Raw genomic sequence first — 8,551 nt, forward strand, 5'->3', positions numbered from 1 at the left:
TGTCAGTATGGCTACCGGATGCTTTGTCGGTAAAGATGCGGTTGGCTTTCACCCCAGCATCTTTGAGTGCCTTAATCTGGATATCGAGGGATTGCTGGCTGGTTGAAACCCGCGCATAACCAAAAGTTCGCATAAAAATGTACCCTAAATCGAATATCAGACAGCGTGTGTCTATTATGACAAAAAAACGATTTAATAGACAGCTCATGTCAGCCGTTTTATGCTGTCTGATAATTTATAATATTTCGGACACATGGTCTATGTAACATATACTTAACACGCAGAGGGATTTATGCAAAACAAGAAGAAAAGAATCAGAATATTAACTAATAATGAAATAAATGAACTGTATCAGATCCCAGCGTTCAACTCCGCTGAAAGAGAAGAGTATTTTTCATTAGATAAAGACCTCCGCAGAAGAATTAATTCAATTTCAAAAATAGAAAGCAGAATATATATAATATTACTTATCGGTTATTTCAGGTACAAACCTGTGGTTCCTGAACTTACAGAACAAAACTATAAAAAAGATATTAAGCATATCATTCAACATTACTACCCCAAAATAAACCATGAAATCAGTTTAAATATTTCGAAAAGGACAAAGTCACGCTTAGTAAGCACTATGTTTTCTATTCTTGATTTTAGGCCATTAACGCCAGATCTGAAAGTGGCGTTAATAATAAGATTAAAGGATGTAGCAACTATATGCATGGACCCTAAATATATACTTGATGAACTACTGGCCTTTTTGGGACAAAACAGAATTGCTCTACCTGGTTACAGCACTGTTCAGGATTTTATTTCTGAAGCATTGAATACAGAAAGACAACGTATTATAAATATCCTTTCAAATCGGATGACTGATTCTACCGCGAAAAAACTTCATTCAATGTTGTATGATGATGGAAAACTAAATGAAATTCGTGGGTATAGTGGAAGTGCAAAAGATTTTTCACCGTCAGAGATAGAAAAAGAACTATGTACTCATAACACTATTAGTGACATTTATTATGAAATCAAAGAAATAATAAACTTACTTGGTATTTCACAAGGGAATATGAATTACTATGCAACTATTGTAAAACATAGTACAGCATTTAACCTTAAGCGACATTCTAATTGGCAAGGAATTCTTTATTTATGCTGTTATTTATACTTCCGATATAGGGAGATAAATGACAAGATAATTACAGCGTTCCGCTATCTTATAAGAAAGCACAGCGAAGCATCAGTTCTTTCGGCAAAACAACGTGTGACAGAAGAAATTGAATTGGTAAATAAAAAGATGAAGTTTGCCAGTGATGTGTTTAATTGTTTTATTGATGAAAGTCTGGAAGACACCATTCCTTTTGGTGAGGTTCGAAAAAAAATATTTTCTCTTATACCTAAGGATGATTTGTATCTTGTCAGTCAGTTTTTTGATAAGAAAAGTATTGATTCAACTGAATATCAGTGGCAATACATTGACAATAATCATCACAAGGTAGCTAACTCGATTAGGAAACTATTTATGGCGATCGATCTCGTTTATGAGAAAGAACAAACAGCCATCGTAAAACAAATAAAAACGACTCGGGAAGATTTGAGGAAAAAAGGAGTTCTGGATTCAACAGATCAAAGAATAATCCGCCCTGTAGAAAAGGAATATATTGTCAATGAAGGGAAGGTTAATGCAGCCAGATTCGAATTCCATATGTATACAAAAGTATCTAATCTACTGGAAAGTGGAAGTATTTATGCGTCAGAAAGCGAGAAAAACAAACGATTGGGAGATGACCTGATTGACGTTGCTACTTGGGAGAAGGATCGCATTAATTTGATAAAGAATACAGGATTAGAGCGTCTGATTAATCCCATAACTGAAACCTTGTCTGAATTAGAGGCTAAATTTAATGAGCAGCTAAAAAATGTAAGTGCCAGTATAAATGAAGATGCAAATGAATTTGTAAGAAAGCAACCTCAGTCGAACAGATTGCAATGGAGTTTGGCCAGTAAAAAATGGAAAACCAGTATTGACAATCCTGTTTACAATCAAATAAAAGATATCGGAATTGTTGATGTGATGAAATATGTTAATAACGAAACTGGTTTCCTGTCAGTTTTTAATGGTATTTCATCTAAAAAGAATGACCTTACAGCAATGGACAATGATCTCCTTGCCTGCATTTTCGGTAATGGTGCAAATTATGGTATTCACCGAATAGCATTTGCTTCTGACCGAAGTATTGGAGTTCTGAGAGGTGTAAATGATAAGTTCGTACGTCCGGAAACAACCGGACAGGCTAATGATATTATTTCAGATGCAATAGCTGCGCTTCCAATATTTAAACACTGGACAATAAATGAAGATTCACCATTTGGAAGTATTGATGGGCAAAAACATTCATGCAGAATAAATACGTTCAAGGCGAGATTTTCTGCTAAATACTTCCGTAAAGGTAAAGGAGTTTCAGCAATGACACTGGTTTCTAACCATGTACCATTGGCTACAGTTGTCATTTCACCAAACGAGTATGAAGGGCATTTTGCGTTTGATTTATTATACAACAACACAAGTGAAATACAGCCAAAGTCGTTAGCGACAGATAATCATGGTGTCAATAACGTAAATTTTTCAATTCTTGATATTTTTGGATACCAATTTTCTCCGCGCTATGCAAAATTCAAGAAGATATTTAATGAACTGTTCGAGGTTGAGTTGATCGATGATGAAATGGTAATTAAATTGAGAAAAGTGATTAATAATAAACTGATTATTCAGGAGTGGAGCAACATACAGCATATTATTTGTTCACTTAGTAGAAAAACAACTGTTCAAAGTACAGTTATTAAAAAACTATCTAACACTAAACGTGGCAGTAAAACACTGACAGCCCTTAGGGAGTATGACAGATTAATCAGGTGTATTTATGTCCTGAATTATGTTGATAATAAAACATTAAGACAGTTTGTTCAGCAAGCGTTAAACAGAGGTGAAGCCTATCATCAGTTAAGAAGGGCTATAGCATCCGTAAATGGTAACCAATTCCGTGGGGGGAACGATTATCAAATAGATCAATGGAATGATTGTGCCAGACTGATAGCAAACTGCATTATTTACTACAATTCAGCAATACTATCAGGGCTGGTAGAAAAATTTGAAAAGCAGAATAATGAAAAAGCCATTGAAATGTTAGCCAATTTATCCCCCGTAGCTTGGGGACATATTTTGTTGGGGGGCAATTATTCTTTTGAGGAACAGGCAGCCATCACCAATTTGGATAGTATCTTGGAAAATGTAGATCCGTTTAGTGAAGAAGTACTCGATGTGATTTAAAAGGCTAATAGCATGATAATTAATGTTTTTTAGACATTGGATGGCACTTTTCGGGGAAATGTGCACGGAACCCCAGCATACCATGACCGCTCATACAAAATGGTGTTCTCAGCATTGAGTCTTCATGGATCACTTCAACACGAATATCATGAACCCAGTGCCCAAAAAAGTTGTATTCATAGGTAAAGCGATCGCCAGCATCAAAAGCGAAATCGTCAATTACGAGCCGGAACGGGTTATCTGGAAAGCCGATGCCACCCTCGTAAGAAATACCGAAATCTTTGCCATGGATATGAAACTGGTGGAGATAGTCATCACCCCAGCCCTGCACAATCTGGAAAATAAAGTGAAGTGCGGCCAGCGACGTATCAGCAGCTATTCTTAACCGGCGCCAGACCATGGGGCTGACGCCACGAACTGCAATTTTAATGACGTAGATCTTCATAGCTGGGTAACGAGTATTGTTATGAAATGATGTTGGTTATTCTAGCCCCAGCAGGCGACCCATTCGATGACTGCCCCACACTTTTTTATGCTCTCCTTATAGGACCAATGCCAGGTATTTCTGATAATCTTCTGCTGTCAGCATTTTCACGATGCCAACGCTGAATTTCCTTTTCCAGCTCCGTCACCTGGCGATCCAGTTCCTTCAGATGCCCGGATAACCTCTTCAGCAGTTGTCTGAAGGTAACCGGCAAACCGTTACTCGCATCTTCCAGGATTTCTGGCAGATGTACGGCGATCTGGCTGAGTCCCTGGGGAATGACGACCCCAAATTCGCTTAACAAACCGCGGAGCGCATTCGCCTGTGCTGTGCGGGCTTTGACAAATCCCTCCCGTGCACGATGTACCGCTAATATGCTTTGTTGCTCTTCTGTTTTTACCGGCACAAAGCGCATATTCGGCCGCATTACTGCTTCACAAATGGCCTCTGCATCAGCTTCATCATTTTTGTTTGTTTTAACATAGGGTTTAACAAACTGCGGTGCCATTAACTTTACATCGTGACCAAAACTACGGAGCTTACGTGCCCAGTAATGCGAGCCTCCACAGGCCTCCATGCCAATACAGCAGGGAGGAAGGTTTACAAAAAACATCAGCATGGCCTCACTACGTAGCTGTTTTTTGAGCACTATTTTCCCTTGAGCATTGACGCCATGGAGCTGAAAGACATTTTTTGCCAGATCAATACCGATGGTTGTAACCTTCATGATGAACGCTCCCAGTTATTAAATGGTCGTTTTTGACATACTTCCATTTTGGCATACTGATGCCGTTTAAGTTGGGGGCGTCCATTCCATTAGAGCCGGACTTTCATTGTCACTTAATCTGAGCCGAAAATTGCGCTGATTGCGAGCCGTTACAGTTAACGCGACACAACCATAAATTAGCCTCTTCCTTGCCGAATGGCAGATACTCCACCTCATCAATCTTAATTCTCTCACTCATCGCTGAGTTAAATACCTCTCTTTTTATTATTTGCAATAACCTTTAAAATTTCGGTTATGCCTGCTACAACCCCTCATTGTAAATGAGATTACATAACCATTATTGTGGGAATCTTCATCGATTCTGTAAGTATTACAGGTATTTTACCTTTTACACTCCATGGTTATTTAAACCACATTTCATGAATTAAATAACATTTTCGTTTAAATAGTAAGTCATACACGATCGAAAGATCTGAATTGCCACACGCATTTAGAGTTAAACACTTTTTAGTGCCGCCTTGGTAGTCTAATGATCTGTATTTTTATCTTTTCCCGATATAATAGATCGCGTATACTTCGTACAGCAAAACATACAGGCAGACTGAATATATATAACGACCATATAGGAATATTACTATAAGAAAGTATTTTTTTGCGGTGGATTATTTAATAAAATCAATTAGCCCGCTAATTATATCTGCGAGTTATTTTTTATGGATTCGTAACGGATTTATTTATGGGTCATATGATTAATATTATCATAGTCAGTAAAAGTACCATTTTCTGTTTTTTTACTGACTTCCATTATCAGTGCTGATAATGGAGTGAAGATTAAAAATGGAGATATTAATATCGTCGAATTTTCATCTTTAGGTAATGCCTCCAATTAGTAGAACATGTATTTTTTAATAAAAGCCCCAATGACCTTTTCATGTAACTCAATAGAAGCAGATGATTTTGCGAGTGAAGTTTTTGCCGGTCAGATGCTTATCCTGCGGCACTTCTCTGGCATAGCTACCCCAGTTATCGCTGGTTATCATGCCGATACTGAACGGAGTCAGTAGTGCGAGTAATTCCCGGCCGGTCTCATCGGTTCGGGGGCCGAAATGTAGGCCAGAACGCCGCCGTTTTGGTGTTATACGCGTACCACAGCCAGTGCTGTTGAACCTTGCTGCCGACGAAGCCCCATTGCTCATCGAGTTCGCAATAGATTGTTTTTCCCGCCTTATTTACAATGGAGTTATCATGTTGTTACGTATCGTTCCGCTTTTATCTGTAATTTTTCTGGCCGCCTGCTCATCCAGTGCGGTAAAACACACCGAAACGGAAAAAAACGCCCAGCCTGTGGTTAAGTATGCCCAAAACAATAGCAAAATTATGCCCGTCAATGCGTTGGTATCAAGTAATAATCTGTGCGTTGACCGCTTTAATTTCTTGCGTCAGGCCGGCAATGATAAGTACCAAAAATTCTCCCGTGACTATATCCAGATTAATGACGGTTATCGTTTCTTGAATACCAATAAAAATATTATGAACGGTGATGCTAAGCGTGTATTGACCCATACGCTGGATATGAAATTAGATACGTTATGTTCTGAGGTGAATTTCGCCGGTTTCCAGGTGATCCGGCAAAAAATCAGTGCTCTCAGCGATATCTGATTAACTTGCTTTCCAAAACTCAAGAAAGGCCATAAACCACTAGATTAAACGGTTTATGGCCTTTCTTGGGCATTTTTTCCTTCGATGCAATGAGTGATGATTATGTTCTTTAAATTACGTTTACGTAAAGGTATGGCCTACCTTCTTATCTGGCTTCAATTACTGACGCCAGGGCTGTCACTGCTTCCAGTGATGGCTCGTGCCAGTGAGTCAGCGGAGATGCAGGACACCCTCCAGGGACTTAACTCACTCATTCTCGGGGAAGATACCCCCATGGTTGTCGCGCCGACACCCCCTCAACCGGCCGTGCCCGACCTGATAAATAAACCGGCTACCACAACATCAAGTGTTAGTGATTATTTTCATGTCCAGACACCGACGGTAACGTCAACACAGTCTACGGGATTACCTGCGCTTTCATCCTCGACAGAGGTGTCCACTGATAGCAAAACAGGATCGCCAAATCAAGACACACTGAGGTCAGACGGGGAAAATCGTCTGGCCTCAGGGGCCATACAGGCAGGAACCCTGTTTTCAGGCGAGCAAAAGTCGGAGGCTGCGATTAATTATGCACGCAGCATCGGTGAAGGGCTGATAAACCAGCAGGTAAATGACTGGCTCAACCAGTATGGTAATGCCAAGGTTTCATTGGGTACCCAGCAAAACCTGTCAGGGGACCTGTTGGTTCCTTTTTATGAAACCGACAAGAGTCTCGTTTTCTCTCAACTGGGCGCACGGACTCATCAAGACCGTAATACCGTCAACTTGGGGGTCGGCTATCGCCAATATCAGGATGACTGGATGCTGGGTGTTAATACCTTCTATGACTACGATTACACTGGGAAGAATAAACGCTTCGGCATTGGTACGGAAGCCTGGACTGACTATTTAAAACTGGCCGCCAACGGTTATATCCGCCAGACCAACTGGCATCAGTCAACTCTGGGGAACATGGCAGATTTTGATGAACGCCCGGCCAACGGATTTGATGTACGCGCCAATGCCTATCTTCCTTCGTGGCCAAACGTTGGTGGCAGTCTCAAGTATGAGCAGTACTTTGGCAAAGGGGTTTCCGTTGCCGAAAGTGCCAACCCCGACTCACTCAAAGACGATCCGGTGGTGGTCACCGCCGGAGTTGATTACACCCCCTTCCCGTTGGTGACGCTATCAGCAAAACACGCCATGGGCGATTCCAACGAGACCAGCATGGGTGTGGATTTCACCTACCGCTTTGGTGTGCCCTGGTCTCAACAGGTTGACCCAGATTCCGTGGGGCTGATGCGCAGCCTGGCCGGCAGCAGGTATGACTTCGTCGACCGTAACTACAATATTGTGATGCAATATCGCAAACAGGAGTTATTGACCATTTCTTTACCGGTCAACACTACTGCACAGGCCGCAGACACAGTACCGATAGTCTTGACGGTAGCACGCACCAAATATGGCCTAAAGAGCGTTGAGTGGAGTGTTGACCCGTTGCTGATGGCCCGCGGCGGCAGCTATAAAGAGTCACTAACAGAGCTACAGGTAACGCTGCCGGCGTATGTATTTGGCCAGAAGCAAAACGCGACACAAAACTACAAAATCAGCGCTATCGCCACCGATAATAACGGCAACCTGTCGAATACTGCAGAAACCCTGATTGGCGTTGTGCCATCAGATAATGTGGTGGGCAATCTGACCCTGTCACCTAGTGACCGGATATTACCCGCCAATGACAATGACCTTTATACCCTGACTGGTGTGGTCACGGATGGCAAAGGGGCGCCGTTGGCCAATCAGCAGGTGACCTTCAGTGTTGGCGGTTTGATTAACGCCAGTGGTCAGCACGGAACAACGCTGGCCCCGGCAGGCGGAGGCGCGAGTGATGCTCGTCAACTGAAGGTGACCACCGGTTTGGACGGAAAGGCGGTTGTGACACTCCGAAGCTCGGTGGCAGGTGAAGGTCAAATCACCGCGACCATGGATAACGGCAACGCGAGCACGACTAAAGTGACGTTTGTCGGTGATAGTGCGTCGGCGCAGGTGAGCACCGTCACGCTGACCGATAGCGTTGTCCGCAAGGCGGCGAACGGGACGAATACCTTTACCTACACTGTGAGGGTCAAAGATAGCAACGGTAACCTGGTCTTGGGTACCGAGGTGACGGCGGACGCGAATAAGCCTGGGGTGACGGTGACGGTCAGTGGCCCAACCGACACTGAGGGTCAGGCGACCATCACGCTGACTAGCACGACGACGGCGGTGGCCGAGATTAGGATCAGTGCCAGGGTGGGCAGCACGGCCAGCGTCAATGCGGATAAGACGGTCAGCTTTGTCGGCGATGACACGACGGCGGTGATCACGGCGGGCAACCTGACGG

At 42.5% G+C, this 8,551-nt stretch carries 5 protein-coding genes and 2 pseudogenes; 3 read left to right on the plus strand and 4 right to left on the minus strand.

Annotation, left to right across the window (positions count from 1 at the left end; all coding sequences use genetic code 11):
- A partial coding sequence (locus tag AEP37_RS25350) for a recombinase family protein (RefSeq protein WP_167337950.1) occupies nt 1-133 on the minus strand: 133 nt, incomplete at its 3' end.
- Nucleotides 134-292: 159 nt separating this feature from the next.
- Between AEP37_RS25350 and AEP37_RS21470 the strand changes: the two genes are divergently transcribed.
- Complete coding sequence (locus tag AEP37_RS21470) at nt 293-3,319, plus strand: Tn3 family transposase (RefSeq protein ID WP_049615245.1); 3,027 nt, start codon at nt 293-295, stop codon at nt 3,317-3,319.
- A 19-nt stretch (nt 3,320-3,338) separates the two neighbouring features.
- Here the strand turns inward: AEP37_RS21470 and AEP37_RS21475 are convergent, their stop codons facing one another.
- From AEP37_RS21475 to AEP37_RS21485, 3 genes and pseudogenes are all read right to left on the minus strand, one after another.
- Nucleotides 3,339-3,764 carry a plasmid pRiA4b ORF-3 family protein gene (locus tag AEP37_RS21475; protein ID WP_072086382.1) on the minus strand — a complete coding sequence of 142 codons (426 nt, stop codon included), beginning with the start codon at nt 3,762-3,764 and terminating at the stop codon, nt 3,339-3,341.
- 97 nt (nt 3,765-3,861) lie between these two features.
- A pseudogene (locus AEP37_RS21480) lies at nt 3,862-4,530 on the minus strand (IS110 family RNA-guided transposase); the annotation flags it as partial.
- A gap of 886 nt (nt 4,531-5,416) precedes the next feature.
- A pseudogene (locus AEP37_RS21485) lies at nt 5,417-5,772 on the minus strand (IS1 family transposase); the annotation flags it as partial.
- Between the two features lie 3 nt (nt 5,773-5,775).
- Between AEP37_RS21485 and AEP37_RS24390 the strand changes: the two are divergent.
- Both AEP37_RS24390 and AEP37_RS21495 read left to right on the plus strand, forming a co-directional pair.
- Complete coding sequence (locus AEP37_RS24390) at nt 5,776-6,189, plus strand: hypothetical protein (RefSeq protein WP_050692082.1); 414 nt, start codon at nt 5,776-5,778, stop codon at nt 6,187-6,189.
- A 102-nt stretch (nt 6,190-6,291) separates the two neighbouring features.
- Nucleotides 6,292-8,551: inverse autotransporter beta domain-containing protein (locus AEP37_RS21495; RefSeq protein WP_049615246.1), on the plus strand; the 2,260-nt coding region annotated here is incomplete at its 3' end.

The sequence above is a fragment of the Yersinia pekkanenii genome (assembly GCF_001152565.1).
Classification (GTDB): Bacteria; Pseudomonadota; Gammaproteobacteria; order Enterobacterales; family Enterobacteriaceae; genus Yersinia; species Yersinia pekkanenii.